The organism is Klebsiella sp. CTHL.F3a, assembly GCF_019890895.1.
GTDB classification, from domain to species: Bacteria; Pseudomonadota; Gammaproteobacteria; order Enterobacterales; family Enterobacteriaceae; genus Klebsiella; species Klebsiella grimontii.
Genome location: NZ_CP082360.1, coordinates 3,493,972 through 3,520,341 on the forward strand (window position 1 = coordinate 3,493,972; position 26,370 = coordinate 3,520,341).

Consider the following 26,370-nt stretch of genomic DNA (forward strand, 5'->3'; position numbering starts at 1 on the left):
CCCGGTATATGGGTTCGGCGCATAATTGAAAAACCCCGGCTTCCCGGGGTTTTTTATTGCGGGCTTTCCGCTGCGGGGCCGGAGGCGGATTTTTTATCTTTCGCTTTGGCTCGGCCTTTCCCCTTACTAAAGCTTTTCTTGCCGTCGCCCGGCGCCACAATGCCGCGGAAGCGGCGTACCGGCGTGCTCCTGGCCTGGTCGATAAGCTGGAACAGGGTACCGACCAACGGCTGCATAAAGTCCTGATAGCGGCACTGCTTCTCGCTGATTTGCGTCAGAATCGACTCCCAGTGGGCGGTCATATCCGGACGCGTCGCCATTTCAGGCAGCGAATGGAACAGCGCCTTCCCGGCGTCGGTAGAGTGGATATAGCGCCCTTTTTTGGTTAAGAAGCCGCGCTTGAACAACAGTTCGATAATCCCGGCGCGGGTCGCCTCCGTACCGAGGCCGTCCGTTGCGCGCAGGATCTTCTTCAGGTCTTTATCCTGCACAAAGCGGGCAATACCAGTCATCGCCGATAGCAGCGTCGCATCGGTAAAATGACGCGGCGGCTGGGTCTGCCGCTCCACCACTTCGCCTTTTTCGCACAACAGTTCGTCATTCTTTGCCACCACCGGCAGCGGCATGCCGTCATTCTCTTCATCGCGCTCTTTATTGCCCAGCAGGGTTCGCCAGCCCGCTTCCGCCAGAAAACGCGCTTTGGCCACGAACTTGCCGTTGGCGATATCAAGATCGATCTGACATTTGCGGAACACCGCATCCGGGCAGAACTGCATCAGATACTGGCGGGCAATCAGGCCATAAACCTTCTCTTCGTTGTCGCTGAGCTTCACCTGTGAACTGCGGGCGGTCGGAATAATCGCGTGGTGGGCATCGACCTTTTTATCGTCCCAGCAGCGGTTGCGGATCTCCGGATCCACCACCGGCTGCGGCAGCAGATCCGCCGCGTGCACGCTGATGGCGTTCAGCACCGCATGGCGGCCGGCAAAATGCTCTTCCGGCAGGTAGCGGCTATCCGAACGCGGATAGGTAATCAGCTTATGGGTTTCATACAGCTTCTGGCAGATATCCAGCACGTTCTGCGCGCTAAAACCAAAGCGTTTCGCGGCTTCAATCTGCAGCGCCGAGAGGGAGAACGGCAGCGGCGCTGGCTCAGAGTCCCGCTTATCGTTATAAGCGGTGACCGTCGCCGGCTGGCCCTCAATGCGCTTGACGACGTGCTCGGCAAGCGAGCGATGCAGCAGTCGCCCCTCTTCATCCTGGTACGGCTCGCAGGCCTCGCTGGGCACCCAGGTGGCGACAAAACGCTCATCCTTGGGGGTAACGATATGCGCCTTTACGTCGAAGAAGTCTTTGGCGACGAAGTTTTCAATTTCTTCATCGCGGCGTACCACCAGGCCAAGCACCGGCGTTTGCACGCGCCCGACCGAGAGCACCCCCTGATAACCCGCGTTACGGCCAAGGATAGTGTAAGCGCGGGTCATATTGATCCCGTACAGCCAGTCGGCGCGGGCGCGGGCAAGCGCCGAGACGCACAGCGGAACAAATTCGCTGTTGGCGCGCAGGCGGTTAATCGCCCGCTCCACCGCCTGCGGGTTAAGATCGTTTATCAGACAGCGCTGCACCTGCTGACGCTTTTCCGGCGCCAGCTGCAGATAGTCAAGTACCTCATCCACCAGCAGTTGCCCCTCTCTGTCCGGGTCACCTGCATGAATGACTTCCTGCGCATCGCCGAGCAAACGCTTAATCACATTAAGCTGTTTGGTCACCGAGGGCTTAGGCTGGAGCTGCCACTTTTCCGGCACGATCGGCAGGTCGAGCAGGTTCCAGCGCGCATAGCGCGCATCATAGACGTCGGGCTGGGCCTGCTCCAGCAGGTGGCCAATGCACCAGGTGACCACCTGCCCGTTACCGCACTCAATATAGCCGTCGCCTTTGCGATGCGGTTTTGGCAACACCTCGGCGATGGCGCGGCCGAGACTCGGTTTTTCTGCAATAAACAGCCGCATGAAATCAACGGATCTCAATCATGGGGCGTCCGCCGCGGGCGGTAACCAGCTCGCCGATAGCGCTAAGCGTGATACCAAATTCAGCGGCGGCAGCCTGCACCTCAGCTTCGGCTTCCGGCGTTACCGCCAGCAGCAGACCGCCGGAGGTTTGCGGATCGCACAGCAGATCGCGCCACTCTGGCGGCATTTCGCCCATCAGATGACCGTAGCTGGCGAAGTTACGCCCGGTACCGCCCGGCACCGCCCCTGCCGCGATGTAGGCTTCGACGCCGGGTAATTTCGGGATATCGGCATAGGTAAGCTGCGCCTGTACGCCCGCGCCGCGGCACACTTCGCTGAGGTGGCCCAGCAGTCCGAAACCGGTGACGTCGGTCATCGCCTTCACGCCGTCAATGTTGGCGAACGCCGAGCCGACGAGGTTCATCTGGCACATGGTTTCCGTCGCCAGCCCCTGGTGCTCAGGCTTCAGCAGCGACTTTTTCTCCGCGGTGGTCAGCACGCCAATACCCAGCGGTTTAGTGAGATACAGCTTGCAGCCGGCCTGCGCGGTGCTGTTTTTCTTCACCCGCTCGGTCGGAACGACGCCGGTCACGGCAAGCCCGAAGATGGGTTCCGGAGCGTCAATGGAGTGACCGCCGGCAAGCGCGATCCCCGCCTGCTGGCAGGCAAAGCGCCCGCCCTCAACCACCTGACGGGCAATTTCCGGCGCCAGGGTATTGATGGGCCAGCCGAGAATAGCGATCGCCATAATCGGCTTACCGCCCATGGCGAAAATATCGCTGATGGCGTTGGTCGCCGCGATGCGCCCAAAGTCGAACGGGTTGTCGACGATCGGCATAAAAAAGTCGGTGGTGCTGACGATCGACGTACCGTTGCCGAGATCGTAGACGGCGGCATCGTCGCTGGTTTCGTTGCCCACCAGCAGATTCGGGTCGATAAATTTGGCCTGGTCGCTTTGCAGGATAGTTTCCAGCACCTTAGGGGAAATTTTACACCCGCAACCGGCTCCGTGGCTGTATTGCGTTAAACGAATGGCTTGCTCGCTCATGGACATCTCCTGTCATTGCAATCCCGCTATGGTAGCGCCCAAATGGCGGAGTGGTAAGTGCGACAGTCCGAAATCGCGTATGGTTGCTCATTAAGCAGACAAAAAACCGATTTTGCGATGCGGCCCCGCTTTTTCAACGTGATTTTACCCTTTACTAAAAAATGACAGAAATATGACAAGCATAAATTCTGTTTTCTCTGGACATATAACAACGTAAGGAAGTTTTCATGAAAAAGCGTGTTCTCGCCGTTTGCCTGGCCAGTCTCTTCTCCCTTAACGCTTTCGCCCTGGTTCCCGCCGGTAACGACGTCACCACCAAACCCGATCTCTACTACCTGACCAACGCCCAGGCCATCGACAGCCTGACGCTGCTGCCGCCGCCGCCGGAAGTGGGCAGTATCGCGTTTTTGAACGATCAGGCGATGTACGAGAAAGGCCGTCTGCTGCGCGGCACCGAGCGCGGTAAGCTGGCGGTTGAAGACGCCAACCTGAGCGGCGGCGGCGTCGCCAACGCCTTCTCCGGCGCCTTCGGCTCGCCCATTACCGCCAAAGATGCGCCCGAGCTGCACAAGCTGCTCACCAATATGATTGAAGATGCCGGCGACCTGGCGACGCGAGGAGCAAAGGAGAAGTACATGCGCATTCGCCCATTTGCGTTTTATGGCGTCGCCACCTGTAACACCAAGGAACAGGATACGCTGTCGAAAAACGGCTCCTACCCCTCCGGCCACACCTCTATCGGCTGGGCCACCGCTCTGGTGCTGGCTGAGATTAATCCCCAGCGGCAAAATGAAATCCTTAAGCGCGGATTTGAGCTCGGCGAGAGCCGTGTGATCTGCGGCTATCACTGGCAGAGCGACGTAGATGCGGCGCGTATCGTCGGTTCGGCGGTCGTCGCCACGCTGCATACCAATCCGGCCTTCCAGCAGCAGCTGCAGAAAGCGAAAGAGGAGTTCGCGAAAAGGCAGAAGTAAAGTCGTCGCCGTTAAAAACCCGTAAGCGGCGCCTGAAACGCCTGGACTACGGGTTCCCAGCCGTTCGCGGTTTGGTAGCCCGGACAGGTGCGCCAGCACCGCCTACGGGAAAGGCGTCAAGTCTGATACACCAGCGCTGCATCCACCCGGCTCTCGCTGCGCTTAGCCGGGCTCCCCCCCTAGGCGGCGGTGAGCCGGGACCGCCCGGCATGATGAGAACGGACTCAGAAGCGCGTCACGAACGGCGCGGTATCCGGCAAAGCGATGGTTGTTGACGCTTTGAGCTGCGGGGTCCCCAGATAGAGAAATCCCACTATTTTATCCTGTTCGCGGCAGGCAAATCCTTCGCGTACAACCGGGCTTTCGGTTAACGCGCCGCTGCGCCAGATGCCGTTAAACCCCTGCGCCACGGCAGCCATCTGCATGGCCATCACCGCGCAGCCCGCCGACATCTCCTGCTCCCATTTGGGTACTTTTGGATGATCTTCACAGCGCGCCACCACCGCAATGATCAGCGGCGCGCGAAACGGCGCGCTGCGGGCTTTTTCAATCGCTTTTTCATCTCCACCTGCCGCCACCGCGCCTTTTTCCAGCAGCTGGCTGAAGCGCTCGCGCCCTTCATCGGCAATAATGAAGAAGCGCCACGGCTGTAGCGTCCCGTGGTCCGGCGCGCGCAGGCCAGCGCGCAGGATGTTTTCCAGCTGTTCGCCCGCCGGAGCCGGGTCGGTCAGACGTGAAGCGCTGCGGCGATTAACCAGTAGTTCGAGAGCATCCATCTGTATAACTCCTGTGATGTGATTTTTCACAAAATTAACATGAGCAAGGATTTTGTTACAGCCCAACGGGTGATTCCTGCTGACAACCGACGGCACTCTCATTAGGATAGCCAGACGCGGCGGCCCCTGCGGCTCGCCCATTTTTGATTATGGTTAGGGAGAATACATGCGAACTCTTTGGCGACTGCTCGCCGGATTTTTTAAATGGACATGGCGCGTGCTCAATTTCATTCGCCAGCTCGCACTGAACGTGGTTTTCCTGGTGCTGGTGCTGGCCTGCGTCGGCATCTGGGCCCAGTTCAGCAGCACAACGGCAGAGCACACTACCCGCGGCGCGCTGCTGCTGGATATCACCGGCGTGGTGGTCGATAAACCCTCGGCCAGCAGCAAGCTTGGCGTGATTGGCCGCCAGCTGTTTGGCGCCAGCTCCGATCGCCTGCAGGAAAACTCGCTGTTCGATATTGTGCAGACGATTCGCCAGGCGAAAGACGACCGCAATATCACCGGTATCGTGCTGGATCTGAAGAACTTTGCCGGCGGCGATCAGCCATCAATGCAGTATATCGGTAAAGCGCTGCGCGAATTCCGCGATAGCGGCAAGCCGGTATATGCCATCGGCAGCAGCTACAGCCAGGGTCAGTACTATCTCGCCAGCTTCGCCAATAAGATCTGGCTTTCGCCGCAGGGCGAAGTAGACCTGCACGGCTTCGCGACCAACGGCCTGTACTATAAATCGCTGCTCGACAAGCTCAAAGTATCGACCCATGTGTTCCGCGTCGGCACCTATAAGTCAGCGGTAGAGCCGTTTATCCGCGACGATATGTCTCCGGCGGCGCGCGAAGCGGATAGCCGCTGGATCGGCGAGTTGTGGCAAAACTACCTCAACACCATTGCCGCCAACCGCCAGATCACCGCACAGCAGTTGTTCCCCGGCGCTCAGGGCGTGATTGACGGCCTGCGTAAAGTCGATGGCGACACGGCTAAATACGCGCTGGATAACAAGCTGGTTGACGAGCTGGGCACCTCAACCGAGGTCGAGAAAGCGCTGACTAAGCAGTTTGGCTGGAGTAAAGCGGATAACAACTACAGCGCGATCAGCTATTACGATTACAGCGTCAAAACGCCTGCCGACCAGGGCTCCGCGATTGCGGTTATCTTTGCTAACGGCGCGATTATGGATGGCGAAGAAACGCCGGGTAACGTCGGCGGCGACACCACCGCCGCGCAGATCCGCGACGCGCGCCTGGATCCGAAAGTGAAAGCGATCGTGCTGCGGGTTAACAGCCCTGGTGGCAGCGTCAGCGCCTCAGAAGTGATTCGCGAAGAGCTGGCGGCAGCGAAAGCAGCCGGAAAACCGGTTGTGGTATCGATGGGCGGCATGGCGGCCTCCGGCGGTTACTGGATCTCCACCCCGGCGGATTATATCGTCGCGAACCCCAGCACCCTTACCGGCTCTATCGGTATCTTTGGGGTGATTAATACCGTCGAAAATACCCTCGGCTCGATTGGCGTCCATACCGACGGCGTGGCAACCTCGCCGCTGGCCGATGTTTCCACCACCAAAGCGCTACCGCCGGAAGTGCAGCAACTGATGCAGCTCAGCATCGAAAACGGCTACAAGCGCTTTATCACCCTGGTGGCGAACGCGCGTAAGAGCACGCCGGAGAAAATCGACCAAATCGCTCAGGGCCACGTCTGGACCGGTGAAGATGCAAAAGCAAACGGTCTGGTCGACAGCCTTGGCGACTTTGACGACGCGGTGGCAAAAGCCGCCGAGCTGGCGAAGCTGAAACAGTGGCATATCAACTATTATCAGGAAGAGCCGACCTTCTTCTCGATGGTCGTCGATAGCCTGACGGGTTCCGTTCGCGCGGCGCTGCCGGCAGCGGTACAGGCGTATCTGCCCGCACCGGTCGCCGCGGCGGCCAATGCGGTGAAAGCCGAGGGCGATAAGCTGGCGGCATTCAACGATCCGCAGAACCGCTACGCCTTCTGCTTAACCTGCGCCAATATTCGTTAATCCTCTGCCGCCCCATTCCGTGGGGCGGCATTTACTTTATTTTTTCTTCCGCCCCTCTATACTGCGCCTGTCTACGTTTAACCTAAGCGATGCTATGCAGAAGAAATCTATTTACGTTGCCTATACCGGCGGTACCATTGGTATGCAGCGTTCTGAACACGGCTATATCCCCGTTTCCGGCCATTTACAGCGCCAGCTGGCGTTGATGCCCGAGTTTCACCGCCCGGAGATGCCGGACTTCACCATTCATGAATACGCCCCGTTAATGGACTCTTCCGATATGACGCCGGAAGACTGGCAGCATATCGCCGACGATATTCGCGACCATTATGACCAGTACGACGGTTTCGTGATCCTCCACGGCACGGATACCATGGCGTTTACCGCCTCGGCGCTCTCCTTCATGCTGGAAAATCTGGGGAAACCGGTTATTGTGACAGGGTCACAAATCCCGCTCGCCGAGCTGCGCTCTGATGGCCAAATCAATCTGCTCAACGCGCTGTACGTCGCCGCCAACTACCCGATTAACGAAGTGTCGCTGTTCTTTAATAACCGCCTCTACCGCGGTAACCGCACGACGAAGGCCCATGCCGATGGCTTTAACGCCTTCGCATCGCCAAACCTGGCGCCGCTGCTGGAAGCCGGTATCCATATTCGCCGGCTCGGCACGCCTCCCGCTCCGCACGGTAACGGCGAACTGGTAGTTCATCCCATTACGCCGCAGCCGATTGGCGTGGTGACAATTTATCCCGGCATTTCCGCCGACGTGGTGCGCAACTTCCTGCGCCAGCCGGTCAAAGCGCTGATCCTGCGCTCCTATGGCGTCGGCAACGCGCCGCAGAACGGCGAGTTTATTCAGGTCCTGACCGAGGCCAGCCAGCGCGGTATCGTGGTGGTTAATTTGACCCAGTGTATGTCCGGTAAGGTCAATATGGGCGGCTACGCCACCGGCAACGCGCTGGCGCAGGCTGGCGTGATTAGCGGTTTTGACATGACCGTTGAAGCCACGCTGACCAAGCTACACTATTTGCTGAGCCAGGATCTGGACGTGGCGTCTATCCGTGACGCCATGCAGGAGAATCTGCGTGGCGAACTGACACCCGATGAGTGAGGAGGAGCACATGACCCAACGCGCGCTGCTACTGGTCGATTTACAAAATGATTTTTGCGCCGGCGGCGCACTTGCCGTCCCGCAGGGCGACAGTACGGTGGACATCGCCAACCGGCTTATCGACTGGAGCCTGGAACGAGGCGAAACGGTGGTTGCCAGCCAGGACTGGCACCCGGCGAATCACGGCAGCTTTGCCAGCCAGCATCAGGTTGAGCCCTATACCCAAGGCGAGCTTGACGGCCTGAGGCAAACGTTCTGGCCGGATCACTGCGTGCAAAATAGCGAAGGCGCGGCGCTGCATCCGCTGCTCAAAAAGCAGGATATTGCCGCCGTATTCCACAAAGGCGAAAATCCGGCCATTGATAGCTACAGCGCCTTTTTCGACAACGGTCACCGGCAGAAAACCCGGCTCGATGCGTGGCTGCGCGAGCGTGAAATAAACGAGCTAACGGTGCTGGGGCTCGCCACCGACTACTGCGTCAAGTTTACCGTGCTCGACGCCCTGACGCTGGGTTATATCGTCAACGTCATAACCGACGGCTGCCGCGGGGTGAATATTCAGCCACAGGATAGCAATCTGGCGTTTATGGAGATGGCCGCCGCGGGGGCAACTCTCTATACCCTTGACGACTGGCTGGAAACCCACGCATAAAATATGCCGACGGGCATTGTCCTGTCGGCGCGTTATCTCAGGCCAGAGCGGAAATCTCTTCCAGCGACGCGTTGCGCGTTTCGATGCCAAAACAAAACAGAATCAGCGCGCAAAGCGCCGCATCACGCCTGGGATAATAAAGCCCCTACTCGGGTCATTGTTAGTCTCATTTTGCGTCATGTTCTGCATCCTGGCTTTTACTCCGAAGTGAACCTCATCGCACTACCGCTTCGCTAATGCAGCCGTGAACCGCTTCGCATTTTTGCACAGCGGAAGATGCTAGCCTGCACGAGCTGTTTTTTTCGCCACGCCATTTCCGTGGCGTGTTTGTTTTTCAATGTCACTTTTAAGTCAAGTCAAAGAGGATCCGCTATGAAACTTTTGCCTTTGCTGGCAGCTTTACCCCTGCTCTGCGCGAGCGTTGTTTCCGCTAACACGCTGATGTCCGTCGGTTACTTTAACGGCGGCGGCGACGTCACTGCCGGTCCCGGCGGCGATATTGATAAACTGGACGTACGCCAGATCACCCATCTCAACTACTCGTTTGGTCTGGTCTATAACGACGAGAAAGACGAAACCAACGCGGCCCTGAAAGACCCGGGCAAGCTGCATCAGATTTGGCTGTCGCCGAAAGTACAGGCGGATTTGCAGAAAATCCCCAGCTTGCGCCAGCAGAACCCAAGCCTGAAAGTGTTGCTTTCCGTCGGCGGCTGGGGGGCGCGCGGATTCTCCGGCGCAGCGGCAACGAAAGACACCCGGGCGGTGTTTATCCAGTCGGCGCTGGCGATCATTGAAAAATACGGCCTCGATGGCATCGACCTCGACTGGGAGTATCCGGTCAACGGCGCCTGGGGGCTGGTCGCCAGCCAACCGGCCGATCGCGATAATTTTACCGCCCTGCTGAAAGAACTGCGTGCGGCGGTAGGGAATAACAAACTGGTGACCATCGCCGTAGGCGCAAACGCGGAGAGCCCAAAAAGCTGGGTGGACGTCAAAGCTATTGCGCCATCGCTCGACTACATCAACCTGATGACCTATGACCTGGCCTACGGCACCCAATACTTCAATTCCAACCTGTATGATTCAACCCGCTGGCCGACGGTCGCTGAAGCAGATAAGTACAGCGCTGACTTTATAGTGAACAACTACCTTGCCGCTGGTCTAAAACCGAGTCAGATGAACCTGGGGATTGGTTTCTATGGACGGATACCAAAACGCGCCGTCGAACCGGGTATTGACTGGAGCCAGCCGGACGCGCAGAAAAACCCGGCCACCCGCCCCTACTTCGCGGCTCAACAGATTGAGCTGTTCGAATCGCTGGGCGTCGATCTGACCAAAGACACCTATGTGAAATATAACGATATCGTGGCGAAGTTAATCAACGATCCGCAGAAGCGCTTTACTCAGCATTGGGATGATGAAGCGAAGGTGCCGTGGCTATCGGTACAGTCCGCCGACGGTCAAGCCCTCTTTGCGCTTTCCTATGAAAACCCGCGCTCGGTAGCCATCAAGGCCGACTATATCAAGAGCAAGGGTCTGGCGGGCGCAATGTTCTGGGAGTACGGCGCGGATGACCAGAACCAGTTGGCGAAACAGCTGGCCGAGTCATTGGGGATCAAACGCTGAACTGCGCGGTGTCAGCGCGTGCACAATAGGTTATGATAACCGCATTCCGCTGCGCCAGCTCCGGCGCAGCTTTTCATTTGCAACAGAAGGCATGGGTATTATGGCTTATATCCCGAAAAACTACGCCCGTCTGGAAGTCGGTTACCGCGAAAAAGCGCTGAAGCTCTTCCCCTGGGTCTGCGGACGCTGCTCGCGTGAGTTTGTCTATTCAAACCTGCGTGAGCTGACGGTGCACCATATCGATCACGATCACTCCAATAACCCGGAAGATGGTAGTAACTGGGAGATGCTGTGCCTGTACTGTCACGATCATGAGCACTCAAAATATACCGAAGCCGATCTGTACGGTTCGACGGTGGTCGCTGGCGAAGATGCGCAGAAAAGCGTCGGCGAAGCGAAATATAACCCCTTCGCCGATCTTAAAGCGATGATGAATAAGAAGTAACGCGGTGACGCATCAAAGCCCGGCGCGCATCTGGCCGGGCTGACGCAGGCCTTTTCAGGCTCAGGATTTAAAGGTCGCGATAGGCTGCGGCGTAATGCCAAAGTCAACTTTCAGCTGCTGTTTACTTTTCATCACCATCTGCCCATTGGTATCAATGGTCATATGCTGTGCGTCAACGTTGTAGCGCGCCTGCCAAAGCATCACCAGCTGCAAGCAATTCTCTTTCTGTTCGTCAGTCAACGCCACGCCGTCCGGCCATTTACCCAACTCCACCGCTGTTGCCAGGCGCTGATAAACTTCCGGCGTCATACCGTCAATAATCCGATCGATTTCCATCTTCCGTTATCCCCGTTTGGAATAATTTGCTGAATCGTTTTTTCAACCCTTAATTTGCTCACCGTTTTCATCATTGGTGAAGCTTAACGAGGCCGAATTAACGCAAAAACGTTCTCCGGTGGGCTGAGGGCCATCCGGGAATACGTGCCCAAGGTGAGCATCGCAGTTTCCGCAGCGGATTTCCGTGCGCTGCATACCGTGGGAGTAATCATTTAGGTAGCGGATTGCGTCATCACTGACGGGCTCATAAAAGCTCGGCCAGCCGCAGCCGGAATCATACTTGGTTTGCGAGTGGAACAGCGCGGCATCGCACACCAGGCAGTGGTAGACGCCATCGCGTTTATTGTGCAGCAACCGCCCGGTGAACGGCGGTTCAGTACCGTGATTCTGCGTCACGTAAAACTGCATCTCGCTCAAATTTTTTTTGAGCTCGTCCGAAGAGGGTTTATTCGACATTGACTTGCTTCTCGCTGTGAAAGGACAACTTTTCACGTCAATTCTAACAAAATATTAACAATGAAGCGTGCACTTTTGTTCTAAACTTAGGCGACGCCAAAAGGCAGCCACACAATTGTGATGAACATCACATTTTTATCTTCAATGACCTTTAAAATTCCGGGCGCAGCCCCCATATGGAATTGGGCTCAAAGGGAAAGTGGGATAAATCGACCGCGCAAAGGCATGCTCTGGATTGATTTGTCGCAATGATTGACACGATTCCGCTTGACGCTGCGTAAGGTTTTTGTAATTTTACAGGCAACCTTTTATTCACTAACAAATAGCTGGTGGAATATATGACTATCAAAGTAGGTATCAACGGTTTTGGCCGTATCGGTCGCATTGTTTTCCGTGCTGCTCAGGAACGTTCTGACATCGAGATCGTTGCAATCAACGACCTGTTAGACGCTGACTACATGGCTTACATGCTGAAGTATGACTCCACTCACGGCCGTTTCAACGGTACCGTTGAAGTGAAAGACGGTCATCTGATCGTTAACGGTAAAAAAATCCGTGTTACCGCTGAGCGTGACCCGGCTAACCTGAAGTGGGACGAAGTGGGTGTTGACGTTGTTGCTGAAGCAACCGGTATCTTCCTGACCGACGAAACCGCTCGTAAACACATCACCGCTGGCGCGAAAAAAGTCGTACTGACTGGCCCGTCCAAAGACAACACCCCGATGTTTGTTAAAGGCGCTAACTTTGACAAATACGAAGGCCAGGACATCGTTTCCAACGCATCCTGCACCACCAACTGCCTGGCTCCGCTGGCAAAAGTTATCAACGACAACTTCGGCATCATCGAAGGTCTGATGACTACCGTTCACGCAACCACCGCGACTCAGAAAACCGTTGATGGCCCGTCTCACAAAGACTGGCGCGGCGGCCGCGGCGCAGCTCAGAACATCATCCCGTCCTCTACCGGCGCTGCTAAAGCTGTAGGTAAAGTCCTGCCAGAACTGAATGGCAAACTGACCGGTATGGCGTTCCGCGTTCCGACTCCGAACGTATCCGTTGTTGACCTGACCGTTCGTCTGGAAAAAGCTGCTTCTTATGAAGAAATTAAGAAAGCAATCAAAGCTGCTTCTGAAGGCGCAATGAAAGGCGTTCTGGGCTACACCGAAGACGACGTTGTATCCACCGATTTCAACGGTGAAATCTGCACTTCCGTATTCGACGCCAAAGCGGGTATCGCTCTGAACGACAACTTTGTGAAACTGGTTTCCTGGTACGATAACGAAACTGGTTACTCCAACAAGGTTCTGGACCTGATTGCTCACATCTCCAAATAAGTTGAGATGAGACAGTAATCTGTAAGAGCGACTTCGGTCGCTCTTTTTTTTGTCTGAAGATAAAGGATTGCGTAATGATTAATAAAATTTTTGCCCTCCCGGTTATCGAACAGCTTACCCCTGTACTTTCCCGCCGCCAGCTTGATGACCTCGAGCTGATCGTCGTTGACCATCCGCAGGTGAAAGCGTCCGTGGCTTTGCAGGGCGCTCACCTGCTCTCCTGGAAGCCCGCGGGTGAAGAAGAAGTCCTGTGGCTCAGCGGCAATACGCCGTTTAAAAACGGCGTTGCCCTGCGCGGCGGCGTGCCGATTTGCTGGCCGTGGTTTGGTCCTTCTGCTCAGCAGGGTCTGCCCTCCCACGGCTTCGCCCGCAATCTGCCCTGGGCTCTGAAAGGGCATGATGAAGATGAAAAAGGCGCGGTGCTGACCTTTGAATTGAAAAGCAGCGACGCTACCCGCCAGTACTGGCCGCACGAGTTCACCCTGCTGGCGCGTTTTAAGTTGGGCAAAACTTGCGAAATTGAGCTGGAAGCGCACGGCGAATTTGAAACCACGTCTGCCCTGCATACCTATTTCAACGTCGGCGACATTGCGGCAGTGAAGGTCAGCGGTCTGGGCGACCGTTATGTTGATAAAGTGAAAAACGCGGAAGAAGGCGTATTAAGCAACGGCACAGAGACTTTTCCCGATCGTACCGACCGCGTGTATCTGAATGCCGAAACCTGCAGTGTGATTCACGACGATGCGCTGAGCCGCAACATCGACGTGACCCATCATCACAACAGCAACGTAGTGGCCTGGAACCCGGGTCCGGCGCTTTCCGTCAGCATGGGCGACATGCCGGATGATGGCTACAAAACCTTCGTCTGCGTAGAAACCTGCTGCGTGACCGAAACCCAGAAGGCCAGCGAAGAGAAACCTTCGCGCCTGGCGCAAACCCTCCGCGTGGCGAAACGCTAACGCATAGCAGGATAGCGAGCGGGTTAACATCGTGCTGCCGGGCGGGGGCTAACGCCTTGCCCGGCATACGCGACTGATTGTGCTCGTATTTGGCCGAACGTAGAGTTGGGCTTTCCTTTACACCATATCCAGCGGCGTTTTTCTGGCCGGCGCCGGGTAAGCTTTATCCAGAAGCGCAAGCTCCTCGTCGTTCAGCACCATATCCAGCGCCGCGGCATTCTGCGCGACATGCTCAATGCTCGACGCTTTCGGGATCGCCAATACCTCCCGGTGGCTAATCACCCACGCCAGCAGAATCTGCGCCGCGGTCACGCCCCGCTGCTGCGCAATATTTTTCACAACGGTATGATTTAAAAGTCCATTGCGCAGGCGACCAGCCTGAGCCAGCGGGCAATACGCCATTACCGGCAGCCGCCGCTGCTGGCACCACGGCAGCAGGTCATACTCAATACCGCGGGAAGCCAGATGATAGAGCACCTGATTGGTCGCGCACCGTTCGCCGCCCTCCACCTGCCAGAGCTGATGCATATCATCGTTATCGAGATTCGACACGCCCCAGCGGCGAATTTTACCCTGCGCAACCAGCGCTTCCATGCCGGCAACCGTCTCCTCTAGCGAATAATCTCCGCGCCAGTGCAGCAGGTAAAGATCCAGATAGTCGGTATTGAGGCGGCGCAGGCTGGCCTCGCAGGCGCTGGCTATTTTGCGTCCACCAGCATTCCATGGGTAGACTTTAGACACCAGCACCACGCGATCGCGTTGCCCGCGAATCGCCTCGCCGACGACCTCTTCAGCGCCGCCGTCGGCGTACATTTCCGCCGTATCGATAACCGTCAGGCCAAGATCGATGCCCGCGCGCAGTGCAGCCACCTCCTGCGCGCGCAGCGCTGGGTTTTCACCCATATACCAGGTCCCCTGCCCAATAACGGGAACCGCCGGATGCTCGCCAAAATGAATGGTCCTTTCTGCCATCGCTACCTCCCGTAAATGATTGCACCACCATAATGCAAAACAGGGCGAAACGCCCTGTTTTGATGCACAAATTGCCCTGTAATAAAGCACTATCAGAAGGAGTAAGTGATCCCGGTAGAAATCAGGCCGCTCCAGGATTTGTCCACCATCGGGCTATCGGTGATTTCATCGGACAGACGGGTATAGCGCGCCACGCCGTATACGCTCCAGTCGCCAAGGAAACGATAGTTTGCCGACAGCTCGAGGTACGGGTTCCAGCTGCTGTCCGGATCGTAGCTGCGCATGCCGCTGCGATTCGACTCATGTTTCGAAACACCATAGTAGTACTCGTTCTGGTTGTCACTGTTCCACTCCACGCCAATACCCGGCGTAAGCGTCAGGTTGCCGTTGGTATAGCGATACAACCAGGCCAGATCCCATACGATACCGTTGCTGTTATCGAGGGTGTCCCCGGACAGCGCGGTGCGCAGGAAACCGTACTGCGTATAGTGTTCGTAGGAGAGCCCCGCCATCACCGTGGATTTACGTTTATCCAGACGACGCATCTGCTGGCTATCGCTGTCGCCAGGCTTAAAGTACATCGGCGACCAGTACGCGGTCACAGAGAGCTTGTCATTGGTATCATTCCACAGGTAGTAACCACCACCTAAGCCGCGAAACCAGAAGTTATCGCTCTCATAATTAATAACGGGCACCGGGTAAACATCAGCATCATATTGCTTGTAGGGATGTTCGACGACACCCACACCCGCCCCTAAAGTGAACTTCCCTTCAGCGTGTACGGCGGATGCTGAACTCGCAATCAACACACCAAGTGCCAGAAGTTTGATTTTAGTCACGATCCATATTCCTGTTGTCAAATAATCAGCGCAGGCAGTTTAACGTTGTATACGTCATGCCTCAAATTCTTTACCAGTCATTACACTGAACTCATCATTTTCTCATCGTCAGATGACTACAAGCTGACACCTGAATGACAGCGCCATGACGCCGCAGGACAAGAGGTGCAAAAAAGAGACCGTTTTCCGGATGAGTTATTGATATGTCATTGAAATTGATTTTCTACGCCATGCAAGTTTTCCAAATGCATCTACGCTTTAATTTAGAAGAAGTAAATGCGGGGCACGTTATACAGATACTTCGCCAACCTGGCATAAGGGTTGCTGGAGTATCAGAGAGCGCTATGCAGCTTACCTCTTCCGGGGGCTCCCACTATTCATATGAACGGCTCTCAACCTGTGCTAAAAACGAAAGGACGGCATGCCATGAATATATTCGATCACTATCGCCAGCGCTATGAAGCTGCCAAGGACGAAGAGTTCACACTGCAGGAGTTTCTTACCATCTGTCGGCAAGATCGCAGTGCTTATGCTAACGCAGCAGAAAGATTGCTGATGGCCATCGGTGAGCCGGTCATGGTCGATACGGCCCTGGAACCCAGGCTATCCCGTCTCTTTTCAAACCGGGTCGTGGCACGCTATCCGGCCTTTGAAGAGTTTTACGGGATGGAAGATGCCATTGAGCAAATTGTTTCTTATCTGAAGCACGCCGCTCAGGGGCTGGAAGAGAAGAAACAGATTCTGTACCTGCTGGGACCCGTGGGCGGCGGTAAATCATCGCTTGCCGAACGCCTGAAGTCCTTGATGCAGCGTGTCCCTATCTATGTGCTTAGCGCAAACGGAGAGCGCAGCCCGGTCAACGACCATCCGCTGTGTCTGTTCAACCCGCAGGAGGATGCGCAAATCCTCGAAAAAGAGTACGGCATTCCAAACCGCTATCTGGGGACGATTATGTCGCCGTGGGCGGCCAAGCGCCTGCATGAATTCGGCGGCGACATCACTAAGTTCCGCGTGGTGAAAGTGTGGCCGTCAATTCTGGCGCAGATCGCCATCGCCAAAACCGAGCCCGGCGACGAGAACAACCAGGACATCTCCGCGCTGGTCGGTAAAGTGGATATTCGTAAACTGGAGCACTACGCGCAGAATGACCCGGATGCCTACGGCTACTCCGGCGCTCTGTGCCGCGCCAACCAGGGGCTGATGGAATTCGTCGAGATGTTTAAAGCGCCTATCAAGGTGCTGCATCCGCTGCTGACCGCCACGCAGGAAGGCAACTATAACGGCACCGAAGGGATCTCCGCCCTGCCGTTCAACGGGATCATCCTCGCCCACTCCAACGAATCGGAATGGGTGACCTTCCGGAATAACAAAAACAATGAGGCCTTCCTCGACCGCGTGTATATCGTCAAGGTGCCTTACTGCCTGCGTATCTCAGAAGAGATCCGTATCTATGAAAAACTGCTTAATAACAGCGAACTGACCCATGCGCCTTGCGCGCCGGGAACGCTGGAAACGCTGTCGCGCTTCTCGATTCTGTCGCGCCTGAAAGAGCCGGAAAACTCGAGTATTTACTCAAAAATGCGCGTCTATGACGGCGAAAGCCTGAAAGACACCGACCCGAAAGCGAAGTCCTATCAGGAGTATCGCGATTATGCCGGCGTCGATGAAGGGATGAACGGCTTGTCGACCCGCTTCGCGTTCAAAATTCTGTCGCGGGTCTTTAACTTCGACCACGCCGAGGTGGCCGCCAACCCGGTGCATCTGTTCTACGTTCTGGAGCAGCAGATCGAGCGCGAACAGTTCCCGCAGGAACAGTCAGAACGTTATCTTGAATTCCTGAAAGGCTATCTGATCCCGAAATACGCCGAGTTTATCGGCAAAGAGATCCAGACCGCCTATCTTGAATCCTACTCTGAGTATGGGCAGAACATTTTCGACCGTTATGTCACCTACGCCGACTTCTGGATTCAGGATCAGGAATACCGCGACCCGGATACCGGCCAGCTGTTTGACCGCGAGTCGCTGAATGCGGAACTGGAAAAAATCGAGAAGCCCGCCGGGATCAGTAACCCGAAAGACTTCCGCAACGAGATAGTCAACTTCGTGCTGCGCGCCAGAGCGCACAACAGCGGGCGTAATCCAAACTGGACCAGCTACGAGAAGCTTCGCACGGTTATCGAGAAGAAAATGTTCTCCAATACCGAAGAGCTGTTGCCGGTGATTTCCTTCAACACCAAAACGTCAACCGATGAGCAGAAAAAACACGATGACTTTGTCGACCGCATGATGGAGAAAGGCTATACCCGTAAGCAGGTTCGTCTGCTGTGCGAATGGTATCTGCGGGTACGTAAATCATCCTGATAGACCGGCCCGGCAGCTAACCGCTGTCGGGTTAATAATAACTGCGAAGACCCAATGACATTCAGCGACGGGCTATTTTCCGCGCCTGAATGGCCGGGGCATAGTTGGCAAATGCAGTACAGGAGGGCATATGACCTGGTTCATAGACCGACGCCTGAACGGGAAAAATAAAAGCGCCGTCAATCGGCAGCGCTTTCTGCGCCGCTATAAAGCGCAGATAAAGCAGTCGATCTCCGAGGCCATCAACAAGCGCTCGGTGACCGATATTCAGAGCGGAGAGTCCGTCTCCATCCCAACGGACGATATTAACGAACCGATGTTTCATCAGGGACGCGGCGGCCTGCGCAATCGCGTACACCCCGGTAACGATCACTTTGTACAAAATGACCGTATCGAACGCCCTCAGGGCGGCGGTGGCGGTGGCGGCAGCGGTCAGGGGCAAGCCAGCGCCGACGGCGAAGGCCAGGACGAGTTTGTCTTTCAGATTTCGAAAGACGAATATCTCGATCTATTGTTCGAAGATCTCGCCTTGCCAAATTTGAAGAAAAATCAGCAGCGTCAGCTGACGGAGTATAAAACCCATCGCGCGGGCTATACCGCTAACGGCGTTCCCGCCAATATCAGCGTCGTTCGCTCGTTGCAGAACTCGCTGGCTCGGCGCACGGCGATGACCGCCGGTAAACGCCGGGAGCTGCACGCGCTGGAAGAAGACCTCGATACCATTAGCAAAAGCGAACCGGCGCAGCTGCTGGAAGAGGAGCGGCTGCGCAAAGAGATAGCCGAACTGCGGGCGAAAATCGACCGCGTCCCGTTTATTGATACTTTCGATCTACGTTACAAGAACTACGAAAAACGGCCAGAACCGTCCAGCCAGGCCGTCATGTTCTGCCTGATGGACGTCTCCGGCTCCATGGACCAGGCGACCAAGGACATGGCAAAACGCTTTTATATTCTGCTGTATCTGTTCCTCAGCCGGACCTATAAAAACGTCGATGTCGTTTATATCCGCCACCATACGCAGGCTAAAGAGGTCGATGAACACGAATTCTTTTATTCGCAGGAAACCGGCGGCACGATTGTCTCCAGCGCCCTGAAGCTGATGGATGAAGTGGTTAAAGAGCGCTATGACCCGGCGCAGTGGAATATCTACGCCGCACAGGCCTCGGATGGGGATAACTGGGCGGACGACTCACCGCTGTGTCACGAACTGCTGGCGAAGAAAATCCTGCCCGTGGTGCGCTACTATAGCTATATCGAGATAACCCGTCGGGCGCACCAGACGCTGTGGCGGGAGTACGAACACCTGCAGTCGACCTTCGAAAACTTTGCTATGCAGCATATTCGCGACCCGGAAGATATTTATCCGGTATTCCGCGAACTGTTTCACAAGCAGACCTCAAAAGCGGACGGTTAAACTTTTCCCGACAGCCAGCACAGACGCTGGCTGTTTTTTACCCCGCCTTACCCGGCCCGCCCCTGTTGCAGGGTGCCGGGATCAATCTCCGACATAATCAGGTCGGGTAAGCTCTCCAGCTGGTGCACCTTGCCGCACTTAACGATGATCTGCCGCGCCTTGTCGTATCCCGGCGCCCAGAGTCGATTATTCATCCGCACATCTTTATAGACCGCAATAAGCGGTTTTTTCCACGCTGCCGCCATATGGACCACCGAGGTATCCGGCGAGATAACTAAATCGGACTGGGCAATAAGCGCCATGCAGTGATGCAGCGTTTTAAACGGGTTCACGCAGACCTTTTCCGCAAGGGGAATGCGGATTTCATTGCGGTGATCGAGCAGGATGATGTTGACGTCGGGATAATCCTGACACAGCCTGGCGATAAGCGCTGCCAGCTGCGCCTGCGACATACTACGGTCCTGATGTCCGGCAAAAATATTAATCACCACGTTACGCCCGTTCAGCGCCGCCAGATATTCGCGAACCTGCTGATTAACATCCTGCGGGATATGCAGGTCATAAGAGTGGAGATATTTCTTATCCAGCTGCAGATAATCAGCGATGATCGAAAATGTCTTGCTGACGTGCCAGTTTTCACAGTCAAAATCAAAAGACCGGGTATAGTGATTGATGGAAGGCCATTTATTAAATCCCAGTACAACCCTGGGTTTTATCTGCCGTAAAAGCAGCATCCGGTGTACCGGAATATCAAACAGCGACGGGTCAATTACAACATCGTACTTATTATTCGCAAGCTCATTAATAACGGAGCGAGGAACATTATGGGTAAATTTGCGCAAATAATCCGCCGATTCAACATTATCAGCCTCATAGATATGGCGAATACGCGGGTTATGGCGCATGACCTGGCTATTCGATTTGGTCAACAGAAAGTCAACGGTCATTCCGGCCTCATGGAGGCATTTAACCAGCGCTGAGTCTACCACCACGTCGCCGATCGCCCCTTCATTACGCATTAGCAGTACCGTTTTGACAGAGGTTAAATCAGCTTCGCGGCGCACCCGACTATCCCAGAACGCTTTAGCGATATAGACTCGCAGGATATTGCGCATTTTCTTAAAAAAATAATTACGACGCCTGTTTAGCTCCCTTATTTTTTTAAACTTCCGGGGGGATGCCTGCACCGCTGAGTTTTCCATCATCATAACCTCATTACCGCTATCAAAAGTACCGCCTGTTACCCTGCTAAGGACTGGTGAAAATAAGAAAAGTTCGCTTGATAATTAACATTATTTCATTTTTAGCGGCGACAGGATAGCCGCAGGGGGATTATTGCAGCATATTTTATTGAGAACAAAATGAGTGAAAAATGGATTTAGTCGAATATTTACGATAGCAATATAACTTAGCACCCTTATATTTAATAGGCTATTTATCATCATAACCGTCCGGTCATGACGCATGACGATGCTGGACAGGCGACCAGTATGCTTATCATCGGTCATGGCGCCACCGGGCCACGCATGGTAGAATCATCTTAATTGTGCTGGCGAAATTATCATCATGAAATTACAGAATAAATTACTCCGTTATTTCATTTCTGCGGGGGTGGTTGTCCTGACATCTTCATTTCTGGTGTATGAATTAGTCGCCAGTCATCGGGATATGTCAGAATACATGCGATATATCGTCGAAAAGGGCGAATCCGCCTTTCTGTACGATAAATATCAAAACCAGCTCGTGATCTCCCAGTTCTCGCGAAAGCTGGATACGCAGCCGACTGCTGAAAAAGCCCAACGGGCCTGCGCCAGCGTCGAGAACAATGGTAAAGTCTTCGGCCTTAATATCGCCGGGCATACCTTCCCCGGACTTCACGGTACGCTCAGTACCACTCAGGCGTCATGCGGGCCGTGGATTAACGATCTGCCGGCGCTGCAAGCATTTGATGCTGCTATCGCCCAAAGTAATATGAACTCAGCGTTAAATGCGGCGACATTCAAATCTGACAAACGTTTCCGCTACTATCTTGATTTAGATAATAAGTATGCTTATTTCTATTCACCGATTGAGATAAATAGCAGCCCAGTCGCGAACTGGAATTTTCTTCACGACAGCAAGCTGGGCATCACTCAGAACAGCCTTAACGGTTTACTTCGCGGCCGCACGCTGATTTCCAGCATCTATGCTGACGCGTTAACCGGGCAGAATATTTTGTCATTTTTAACCCCGGTTTATCATCGGGATCGGCTGAAGGGCATCGTGATGGTGGATGTCACTCGCCATGATATTGAGAAACTTCTTTATACCGCCGACCGCCCTTTGGTCTGGCGCTATCTCGACATCACGTTAACGGACTCCGACTCAACATCTGAAATCCGCGTACACCGCAGCAATACGCATTTTTTCAGCTATGCCCACCATAGCCAGAAGGTGGCGGAAAACCTGCATATTGCGCTGTCGCTGGATATGACCTATTTTCTGCTTAGCTCCTGGAAGCTATTCCTGTTTTACCTGATATCTACCGGCGTTTTACTGCATCTGGTACGTATGCACTTTCGTCTGTATATCGACGTTTTCAAAGAAAACATTAGTGATTCTTTAACCGGTCTCTACAACCGAAAAATTCTCTCCTCGCTGCTGGAATCGCGTATGCAAAAGCTCACAGAGCAAGGGGTGAATATCGTGTTTATGGCGCTGGACTGCGACCGGCTAAAATACCTTAATGACACCTGGGGGCACGACGAAGGCGACCGCGCGATTGTGCTGCTCGCGCAGTCCATTTCCGCCGCCATCCGTAAAAGCGATTACGGCATCCGTCTGGGCGGCGATGAGTTCTTCCTGATCCTGATCGATTATGAGGAGCAAGAGGCGCAAAATATCCCTGCGCGTATTCGCCAGCACCTGAGGGCAATTGATATTAACCGGCGCGTTAATTTCTCATGGGGCGCCTGTAGCATGGCGCCGGGGGATAGTCTGGGCGACGTAATGAAAATCGCCGATGCCCGGCTGTACGAAAATAAAAAGCAAAAAAAACACGCTTACCCGGGGCGAGAGGATTAATCTTGAGGTTTTATTGTGAAGGAAAAAATCGACATGAACGCGCCAGTAAAAGTGAGTATTCATCAGCAGCTGTTGGCGCTGCTTAACCGCGACCATGCCCGCTACCGGGTCGTGGAACATGAAGCCGTCGGAAAGTGTGAAGCCGTGTCGAAGATCCGCGGCACCGCGCTGGGTCAGGGAGCCAAGGCGCTGGTATGTAAAGTGAAAGGGCATGGCGTTAATCAGCACGTTCTGGCTATCCTCGCCGCCGATCTGCAGGCGGACTTAGCCCGGCTCGCCGAATACATCGGCGGCAGTAAAGCCTCGCTGGCCAGCCCGGCGGAAGTTGACGCCCTGACCGCCTGCGCGTTTGGCGCCATTCCCCCCTTCACTTTCCATCCGGACCTGCGGCTGGTCGCCGATCCGCTGCTGTTTGCGCGTTTCCCGGAAATCGCCTTCAACGCCGGGCAGCTTGATAAGTCCATCATCCTTGATACCGCCGACTATCTGCGCATTGCCCGTCCGGAACTAACCGCGTTTCATCGCCAGGCCTGATTGTCCCCCTGCTACGATAAAGCCGGCGGTTGCAATCGCTCGTGCAGATGCCTCAAATCGCGAGTCTGCGATAAAAATCCTGTTTACTTACGCGATTATGCGTAGAGTAAACGGGCTTTTCTTTTTTTTATTTTTGGCAAGGACCTCTGCACATGCTCGACACCACCCTGTTAATACTGCTGGGCCTGGCGGCGCTCGGCTTTATTAGCCACAACACCACCGTTGCTATTTCAATCCTGGTTTTAATTATCGTTCGCGTCACCCCGCTCAACACCTTCTTTCCGTGGATTGAAAAACAGGGGCTGACCATCGGTATTATTATCCTCACCATCGGCGTGATGGCCCCCATTGCCAGCGGCACGCTGCCAGCCTCAACGCTGCTGCACTCCTTTGTAAACTGGAAGTCGCTGCTGGCGATTGGCGTGGGGGTATTTGTTTCCTGGCTTGGCGGGCGCGGCGTGGCGCTGATGGGCTCACAGCCGCAGCTGGTGGCCGGACTGCTGGTCGGCACCGTCCTCGGCGTCGCCCTCTTCCGCGGCGTTCCGGTTGGCCCGCTGATCGCCGCCGGGATCATTTCGCTGTTTATTGGGAAGTCGTAGCCAGGCTGGCAAGATAGCGGCCCGGGGTTTGCCCTAGGCCCTTTTTAAACATGGTAATAAAGGCGGTGGTAGAGTCATAGCCCAGGCTCTGCGCCGTCTGCTGTACCGTCTGCCCGCGGATCAGCATCTGCAGGGAGAGAATCAGCTGCAGCTGATGTCGCCAGCGGCGAAAGCTTAAGCCAGTCTCACGCACCACCAGCCGCGCCAGATTGCGTTCGCTCATGGCGAATTCCGCCGCCCACTGCGCCAGCGTTTGCCAGCGCGCCGGGTCGACGGCCATCGTGTCCACCATCTGACGAATTTTTGGATGCCCGGAGACCGGGAGCTGCAGGTGTTCCTGCGGCTGCTGGGGAAGCTCATCGAACAGCACCTGCACCAGGCGGTTCATTGCCGGTTTAGCGAGTTCGGCCCTGCCGCGCTCGGCCATCACGAGGATAAGCTCGCGCACCAGCGGCGAAATCTTTAGCGTGCAGCAGCAATCTGGCATCGGCGCCGCGTCGGGTTCAATAAACAAAAAGCAGACCTGCGCCTCCGGCGTCGCCCGATTGCTGTGCGGCACCTGTCCCGGCACCCACACCGCGTACTGTGGCGGCACCATCCACATCGCGTTATCCACTTCGCAGGTCAGCGCCCCGTGAAGCGCGAGGATAAGCTGCCCTTTGCGGTGCTGATGGCGCGGAATGTACTGTTCATCAGCGACAACCTGAATACGAAAAGCCGCCGCTGCTTCGTGGCCGCTGTCCGGGTCGTAGCCGTCAAGGCCCAGTCCGATCATAAGAATGTCCGATTTTAGCGATAATCTGTCATTTTAGCTTGATTTAAACAGAGGACAAACAGGCTATTGTAACCGCCTCGTATTCTAGTTTGAGATAGCCATGAATTCCGCTTCACTTTCTGCCGGTCGCCGTAATCTTGTATTGATTGCCGGTATTCTGCTTATCGCCACCACCTTACGCGTTACTTTTACCGGCGCCGCGCCACTGCTTGACGCCATTCGCAGCGAATATGGCCTCACCACCGCGCAAACCGGTCTGTTAACCACTCTGCCGCTGCTGGCCTTTGGCCTGGTCTCGCCGCTGGCGGCGGGGGTCGCCCGCCGCTTCGGCATTGAACGCAGCCTGCTGCTGGCGCTGATCCTGATTTGCCTCGGTATTGCTCTGCGATCTCTACCCATGGTCACGCTGCTGTTTATCGGCACCGCGATTATCGGTTGCGGCATCGCGCTGGGGAACGTTCTGCTACCAGGGCTCATTAAGCGTGACTTCCCGCAGCACGTCGCCAAAATGACCGGCGCTTACTCTCTCACCATGGGCGGGGCAGCGGCGCTGGGTTCGGCAATGGTCGTTCCCTTGGCTTTCGCCGGGCTGGGCTGGCGCGGCGCGCTGTTGATGCTGATGGTATTTCCGCTGCTGGCGCTGTTTATCTGGCTGCCGCAGTCGCGCAGGCAAGTCACCGCGCCGTTGACCGGGTCCGGCGCCATCCACAACCGCGGGATCTGGCGATCGGCGCTGGCCTGGCAGGTGACGCTGTTTCTCGGGATTAACTCGCTGGTCTACTACGTCATCATCGGCTGGCTGCCCGCCATTCTGCAAAGCATTGGCTACAGCGAAGCGCAGGCGGGCTCCCTGCACGGGCTGCTCCAGCTGGCAACCGCCGCGCCGGGGCTGGCGATCCCGTTAATACTTCATCGGCTGAAAGATCAGCGTGGTATTGCGGTACTGGTCGCCCTGATGTGCGCAGTCAGCGCGCTCGGGTTATGGTTTTTACCCGGCCAGGCGGTGCTGTGGACGCTAATCTTCGGCTTCGGGTCCGGCGCGACCATGATTCTCGGCTTGACCTTTATCGGTCTGCGGGCCAGCTCAGCGCACCAGGCTGCCGCGCTGTCCGGCATGGCGCAGACGGTGGGCTATTTGCTGGCCGCCTGCGGGCCGCCGGTGATGGGGAAAATTCATGATGCCAACGGCGACTGGCATATCCCGCTGATCGCCGTGGCGTTGATTTCAATTGCGATGGCGGTATTTGGCGCGCTGGCCGGTCGCGATCGAGAGATTAACCGCTAGCGATACCGATGTCCGGCGACTGCTGCCGGGCGTTCGCTCACTGACTTGCCGCACGTAAAAACGCGTGAACCAGTGGCGCAGGTCTGCCTTCCAGCGCGTTGCGCTCGTGCTGGAATAACGTGGCGACAAAGAACGGATGGGTCACCAGTTCCACCGCCCGAATCTCGCCGTCATCATCCCAGCCCGTGACCCGCAGGTCGCCCTGCTCCAGCTCGCGGGCAAAATCGTCGGCAATCCCGTAGCTACAGTGATAACTCTCTTCAATGGTGTCGCGGCCATAGGCGCGGGAGATAAGCGTATTGGCGCGCAGTTCAATATTGTCCGACTTTTCCACCAGCGAGCAGCTTAACGGCGCAATCACCATCCGCCCTTCGGTATCGGTTTCGGCATGCGCGGCATCCTGCCAGCCCATAACGTTGCGCGCATATTCAATAATCGCGTGCTGGAAGCCGCCGCAGGTGCCAAGGAACGGAATACCGTTTTCCCGGGCGTGGCGAATGGCGATAAAGGCGCCTTCGACGTTTTTATAGGGGCTGGCGGGAACCACCCAGATAGCATCGTAATCGGCAAGGTCATCAGCGGATTTTATCTCACTGGTGGACAGCCAGTCATAGCGCAGCGGCAGCTCCAGTACGGCAGCGGCATCATCAATCGCCAGCGGAATCGCTTTATGGGCAACGACGTCGGGGTTGTAATCACCAACCAGGGCAATACGCAGGGGGGAGTTCATAGCAGGATCCTTATGTCATAGCGATTATCAGGCAACACAAGGAGCCTCAGGT

At 55.7% G+C, this 26,370-nt stretch carries 24 protein-coding genes and 1 pseudogene; 14 read left to right on the forward strand and 11 right to left on the reverse strand.

Going from position 1 to position 26,370, the window contains the following annotated elements; translation table 11 throughout:
• Nucleotides 1-53 precede the first annotated feature (53 nt).
• Nucleotides 54-2,009, reverse strand: coding sequence for a DNA topoisomerase III (locus K7H21_RS16445; protein ID WP_123828213.1), 1,956 nt, complete (start codon nucleotides 2,007-2,009; stop codon nucleotides 54-56).
• Nucleotides 2,010-2,013: 4 nt separating this feature from the next.
• Nucleotides 2,014-3,057, reverse strand: a complete 1,044-nt coding sequence (gene selD, locus K7H21_RS16450) for a selenide, water dikinase SelD (protein WP_004121404.1) — start codon at nucleotides 3,055-3,057, stop codon at nucleotides 2,014-2,016.
• 227 nt (nucleotides 3,058-3,284) lie between these two features.
• On the opposite strand from selD, the gene phoC reads away from it, so the two are divergent.
• A complete protein-coding gene (phoC, locus tag K7H21_RS16455; RefSeq protein ID WP_004121407.1) occupies nucleotides 3,285-4,031 on the forward strand; it encodes an acid phosphatase PhoC in 747 nt (248 codons plus the stop codon).
• A gap of 224 nt (nucleotides 4,032-4,255) precedes the next feature.
• Here phoC and K7H21_RS16460 read toward each other — a convergent pair whose 3' ends face one another.
• Nucleotides 4,256-4,807: an NAD(P)H nitroreductase gene (locus K7H21_RS16460; protein ID WP_004121410.1), complete on the reverse strand. Its 552-nt coding sequence runs from the start codon at nucleotides 4,805-4,807 to the stop codon at nucleotides 4,256-4,258.
• A 166-nt stretch (nucleotides 4,808-4,973) separates the two neighbouring features.
• Here K7H21_RS16460 and sppA point away from each other — a divergent pair, with 166 nt between their 5' ends.
• From sppA to pncA, 3 genes are all read left to right on the forward strand, one after another.
• Nucleotides 4,974-6,827: a signal peptide peptidase SppA gene (gene sppA, locus K7H21_RS16465; RefSeq protein WP_049115619.1), complete on the forward strand. Its 1,854-nt coding sequence runs from the start codon at nucleotides 4,974-4,976 to the stop codon at nucleotides 6,825-6,827.
• Nucleotides 6,828-6,921: 94 nt separating this feature from the next.
• Complete coding sequence (ansA, locus tag K7H21_RS16470; RefSeq protein ID WP_004121426.1) at nucleotides 6,922-7,938, forward strand: asparaginase; 1,017 nt, start codon at nucleotides 6,922-6,924, stop codon at nucleotides 7,936-7,938.
• 10 nt (nucleotides 7,939-7,948) lie between these two features.
• A complete protein-coding gene (gene pncA / locus K7H21_RS16475) occupies nucleotides 7,949-8,590 on the forward strand; it encodes a bifunctional nicotinamidase/pyrazinamidase (RefSeq protein ID WP_223035225.1) in 642 nt (213 codons plus the stop codon).
• Nucleotides 8,591-8,627: 37 nt separating this feature from the next.
• Here pncA and K7H21_RS29040 read toward each other — a convergent pair.
• A pseudogene (locus tag K7H21_RS29040) lies at nucleotides 8,628-8,705 on the reverse strand (hypothetical protein); the annotation flags it as partial.
• Between the two features lie 257 nt (nucleotides 8,706-8,962).
• Between K7H21_RS29040 and chiD the strand changes: the two are divergent.
• On the forward strand, nucleotides 8,963-10,216 hold the full coding sequence (gene chiD / locus K7H21_RS16480) for a chitinase ChiD (RefSeq protein WP_004121456.1): 1,254 nt from the start codon (nucleotides 8,963-8,965) through the stop codon (nucleotides 10,214-10,216).
• A 100-nt stretch (nucleotides 10,217-10,316) separates the two neighbouring features.
• Complete coding sequence (gene yajD, locus K7H21_RS16485; RefSeq protein ID WP_004138290.1) at nucleotides 10,317-10,661, forward strand: HNH nuclease YajD; 345 nt, start codon at nucleotides 10,317-10,319, stop codon at nucleotides 10,659-10,661.
• 60 nt (nucleotides 10,662-10,721) lie between these two features.
• Here the strand turns inward: yajD and K7H21_RS16490 are convergent, their stop codons facing one another.
• Together K7H21_RS16490 and msrB are read right to left on the reverse strand one after the other, a co-directional pair.
• The gene (locus tag K7H21_RS16490; protein WP_004138292.1) at nucleotides 10,722-10,997 is read right to left on the reverse strand and encodes a YeaC family protein; all 276 of its coding nucleotides are present in this window, start codon (nucleotides 10,995-10,997) and stop codon (nucleotides 10,722-10,724) included.
• Between the two features lie 42 nt (nucleotides 10,998-11,039).
• A complete protein-coding gene (gene msrB / locus K7H21_RS16495) occupies nucleotides 11,040-11,453 on the reverse strand; it encodes a peptide-methionine (R)-S-oxide reductase MsrB (protein WP_004121465.1) in 414 nt (137 codons plus the stop codon).
• Between the two features lie 338 nt (nucleotides 11,454-11,791).
• Between msrB and gapA the strand changes: the two genes are divergently transcribed.
• Both gapA and K7H21_RS16505 read left to right on the forward strand, forming a co-directional pair.
• A complete protein-coding gene (gene gapA, locus K7H21_RS16500; RefSeq protein WP_004138295.1) occupies nucleotides 11,792-12,787 on the forward strand; it encodes a glyceraldehyde-3-phosphate dehydrogenase in 996 nt (331 codons plus the stop codon).
• Nucleotides 12,788-12,861: 74 nt separating this feature from the next.
• A complete protein-coding gene (locus K7H21_RS16505) occupies nucleotides 12,862-13,746 on the forward strand; it encodes a D-hexose-6-phosphate mutarotase (RefSeq protein ID WP_004121471.1) in 885 nt (294 codons plus the stop codon).
• A gap of 117 nt (nucleotides 13,747-13,863) precedes the next feature.
• Here K7H21_RS16505 and K7H21_RS16510 read toward each other — a convergent pair whose 3' ends face one another.
• Together K7H21_RS16510 and K7H21_RS16515 are read right to left on the reverse strand one after the other, a co-directional pair.
• Nucleotides 13,864-14,718, reverse strand: a complete 855-nt coding sequence (locus K7H21_RS16510; RefSeq protein WP_004121474.1) for an aldo/keto reductase — start codon at nucleotides 14,716-14,718, stop codon at nucleotides 13,864-13,866.
• Between the two features lie 92 nt (nucleotides 14,719-14,810).
• On the reverse strand, nucleotides 14,811-15,557 hold the full coding sequence (locus K7H21_RS16515) for a MipA/OmpV family protein (RefSeq protein ID WP_004121476.1): 747 nt from the start codon (nucleotides 15,555-15,557) through the stop codon (nucleotides 14,811-14,813).
• 426 nt (nucleotides 15,558-15,983) lie between these two features.
• On the opposite strand from K7H21_RS16515, the gene yeaG reads away from it, so the two are divergent.
• Nucleotides 15,984-17,918 (forward strand): protein kinase YeaG, encoded by a 1,935-nt coding sequence (gene yeaG / locus K7H21_RS16520; protein ID WP_004121478.1) that lies wholly within the window; start codon nucleotides 15,984-15,986, stop codon nucleotides 17,916-17,918.
• A 130-nt stretch (nucleotides 17,919-18,048) separates the two neighbouring features.
• Nucleotides 18,049-19,332 (forward strand): YeaH/YhbH family protein, encoded by a 1,284-nt coding sequence (locus K7H21_RS16525; RefSeq protein ID WP_004138302.1) that lies wholly within the window; start codon nucleotides 18,049-18,051, stop codon nucleotides 19,330-19,332.
• A 47-nt stretch (nucleotides 19,333-19,379) separates the two neighbouring features.
• Here the strand turns inward: K7H21_RS16525 and K7H21_RS16530 are convergent, their stop codons facing one another.
• Nucleotides 19,380-20,537: a glycosyltransferase family 9 protein gene (locus K7H21_RS16530; RefSeq protein ID WP_049115621.1), complete on the reverse strand. Its 1,158-nt coding sequence runs from the start codon at nucleotides 20,535-20,537 to the stop codon at nucleotides 19,380-19,382.
• A gap of 361 nt (nucleotides 20,538-20,898) precedes the next feature.
• On the opposite strand from K7H21_RS16530, the gene dgcJ reads away from it, so the two are divergent.
• The 3 genes from dgcJ (at nucleotide 20,899) to K7H21_RS16545 (ending at nucleotide 23,528) form a co-directional block, all read left to right on the forward strand.
• Complete coding sequence (gene dgcJ, locus K7H21_RS16535) at nucleotides 20,899-22,395, forward strand: diguanylate cyclase DgcJ (RefSeq protein ID WP_004131607.1); 1,497 nt, start codon at nucleotides 20,899-20,901, stop codon at nucleotides 22,393-22,395.
• A gap of 33 nt (nucleotides 22,396-22,428) precedes the next feature.
• Nucleotides 22,429-22,929 carry a YbaK/prolyl-tRNA synthetase associated domain-containing protein gene (locus K7H21_RS16540; RefSeq protein WP_004131605.1) on the forward strand — a complete coding sequence of 167 codons (501 nt, stop codon included), beginning with the start codon at nucleotides 22,429-22,431 and terminating at the stop codon, nucleotides 22,927-22,929.
• 152 nt (nucleotides 22,930-23,081) lie between these two features.
• Nucleotides 23,082-23,528 (forward strand): DUF441 domain-containing protein, encoded by a 447-nt coding sequence (locus K7H21_RS16545; protein WP_004131602.1) that lies wholly within the window; start codon nucleotides 23,082-23,084, stop codon nucleotides 23,526-23,528.
• Here the strand turns inward: K7H21_RS16545 and K7H21_RS16550 are convergent.
• Nucleotides 23,512-24,303, reverse strand: coding sequence for an AraC family transcriptional regulator (locus tag K7H21_RS16550; protein ID WP_004131600.1), 792 nt, complete (start codon nucleotides 24,301-24,303; stop codon nucleotides 23,512-23,514). The two genes, K7H21_RS16545 and K7H21_RS16550, sit on opposite strands and share 17 nt — an antisense overlap.
• A gap of 100 nt (nucleotides 24,304-24,403) precedes the next feature.
• On the opposite strand from K7H21_RS16550, the gene K7H21_RS16555 reads away from it, so the two are divergent.
• Nucleotides 24,404-25,588 (forward strand): CynX/NimT family MFS transporter, encoded by a 1,185-nt coding sequence (locus K7H21_RS16555; protein ID WP_004131598.1) that lies wholly within the window; start codon nucleotides 24,404-24,406, stop codon nucleotides 25,586-25,588.
• Between the two features lie 37 nt (nucleotides 25,589-25,625).
• Here K7H21_RS16555 and K7H21_RS16560 read toward each other — a convergent pair whose 3' ends face one another.
• Complete coding sequence (locus K7H21_RS16560) at nucleotides 25,626-26,318, reverse strand: CTP synthase C-terminal region-related (seleno)protein (protein ID WP_139529516.1); 693 nt, start codon at nucleotides 26,316-26,318, stop codon at nucleotides 25,626-25,628.
• Between the last annotated feature and the right edge of the window lie 52 nt (nucleotides 26,319-26,370).